Raw genomic sequence first — 1,691 nt, 5'->3', positions numbered from 1 at the left:
CCGCCGCCCGGCCCGCCGCGCCGCCGCCCGCCACCGCGGAGACCGCGCCGGGGTCCCGCCGTGGCTGGTGGGCACGACTGTTCGGCCGCTGAGCCGTCGGGCCCCTCGCCCCGGAGACCACCGGGGCGACAGGTCCTCGCGCGGACTCACCGGGCGGGCGTCGCCGGTGTCCGTGGCGCGAAGTGACCGGGGGAGGCCAGCGGCCGGTCGGTCTCCAGCAGCGTCTTGAGCGCGGACAGGATCGCGGGCCAGCCCTCGCCCACGTCGCGGGCGTCCTGCGCGCCCTGCTCGTCGTCGGTGAAACCGGTGTGGACGACCTGCAGCTTCACCGCCTCCTCGCCGAACGGGGAGAGCGTGAACTCGACGACGGTCGGCGGCCGTCCCGCGGCCTGTTCCGCCGGCCCGGTGAAGGTGTAGGACAGCCGGTGCGGCGGCTCGACGGCGAGGATCTCGCCGATGAAGTCGTCGCGGTCGGGGTGGACCGCCTCCAGCGGGCTCCCGACCCGCCAGTTCGAGGTCAGCTCCGCGCCGCCCCAGTACTGCATGGTGAACGCAGGCGTGGTCAGCGCCCGGAACACCTGCTCGGCGGTGCTGCGGATGTAGGTCGTGTAGACGAACCTGCGCTCACTGCTCATCGTGCTCCTCCAGCGCCGCGCGCAGGGCGGTGACCGCCTGCACCCGGCTGCGCTCGAACTTCCCGATCCACCGGTCGTGGATCTCCTGGATGGGGACCGGGTCGAGGTGGTGGAGCTTCTCCCGGCCGCGACGCAGGGTCGTCACCAGCCCGGCCGCCTCCAGCTGAGCGAGGTGCTTGGACACGGCCTGCCGGCTCATGTCCAGTCCCTCGCACAGCGCGCCGAGCGTCGACTCGCCCTGCTCGTGCAACCGGTCGAGGATGCGCCGTCGCGTCGGGTCCGCGAGTGCGCGGAAGACGGCGTCCACGTCGGTCACGCGGCCAATTATGCAACCAATCAGTTGCCTGTCAACCGCTGCCGGGACAGTCGTCCGCCGGGCTTCTCCACCGACAGCACCGTCGCGCCCAGCAGCATCACCTGGTGCAGCACCGACGCCGCGACCAGCAGCGGCAGGACCGACCGGTCCCCGGCCGCGGCGGCGTCGACCCACCCGGTGGTGAGCGCGACCGACGAGACGATCACCGCCAGCGCCAGCACGGTCTTCGCGACGACCCAGCGGTACCGGAACAGCCCCCACGCCGTTCCGAGGCCGAGGGCCGCCCCGCTGAGGACGGTGCCGACGGCGAGGAACGGGATCATCCCGTTCCCGACGGTGCCCATCACCGCGACGGCGAACCCGGCGTCGCGGCCCCGCAGCAGCACCGCCACGGGCAGCACCAGCATCACCAGCGACGCGCCGGTCCAGGCCACCGCGACCAGCACGTGCACCGTCCGCAGCGCGGCCCGCGGGCGCCGGGCGAGCCGCCGTGGTGCGGTCCGTCCGGCCCGCTCGGCGACGGCGGTCACCGCAGCTCCTCGGGCAGCTCCTCGTCCGGCGACGCCTCGCGCTCGGCCCGCCGGGAGTGCACGAACAGGATCAGGCCCAGCCAGAACGCCGGCCCGATCGGGACGAACAGCGGCGCCGGGCCGAGCACAGCGCCCAGGACCAGCAGGAGCAGCACAGCGACGGTCACCCCGGCGTGGATCCGCAGGTTGCGCTGCGCGCGGGGGGTGAGC

The 1,691-nt window shown here is 74.3% G+C and carries 3 protein-coding genes and 1 pseudogene; all 4 read right to left on the bottom strand.

All coding sequences use genetic code 11. The features are described from left to right. Window positions 1-146 precede the first annotated feature (146 nt). On the bottom strand, window positions 147-635 hold the full coding sequence (locus GTW08_RS32980; RefSeq protein WP_073575965.1) for an SRPBCC family protein: 489 nt from the start codon (window positions 633-635) through the stop codon (window positions 147-149). After that, window positions 625-951, bottom strand: a complete 327-nt coding sequence (locus tag GTW08_RS32975; protein WP_073575964.1) for an ArsR/SmtB family transcription factor — start codon at window positions 949-951, stop codon at window positions 625-627. The genes GTW08_RS32980 and GTW08_RS32975 overlap by 11 nt, the downstream gene beginning before the upstream one ends. A gap of 20 nt (window positions 952-971) precedes the next feature. Beyond that, window positions 972-1,481 (bottom strand): hypothetical protein, encoded by a 510-nt coding sequence (locus GTW08_RS13170; protein ID WP_073575963.1) that lies wholly within the window; start codon window positions 1,479-1,481, stop codon window positions 972-974. Continuing rightward, window positions 1,478-1,691, bottom strand: a pseudogene (locus tag GTW08_RS13165) (hypothetical protein); the annotation flags it as partial. The pseudogene GTW08_RS13165 and the gene GTW08_RS13170, both read right to left, overlap by 4 nt.

The sequence above is a fragment of the Pseudonocardia sp. SID8383 genome, from assembly GCF_009864975.1.
Classification (GTDB): Bacteria; Actinomycetota; Actinomycetes; order Mycobacteriales; family Pseudonocardiaceae; genus Pseudonocardia; species Pseudonocardia alni.
Note: the sequence above shows the minus strand (reverse complement) of the source record. Positions and strands in the feature narration are given on the sequence as shown.

What these genes read in the sequence shown, in the direction of transcription:
- GTW08_RS32980 (WP_073575965.1), bottom strand. Translation starts at nt 635, where the DNA reads ATGAGCAGTGAGCGCAGGTTCGTCTACACGACCTACATCCGCAGCACC.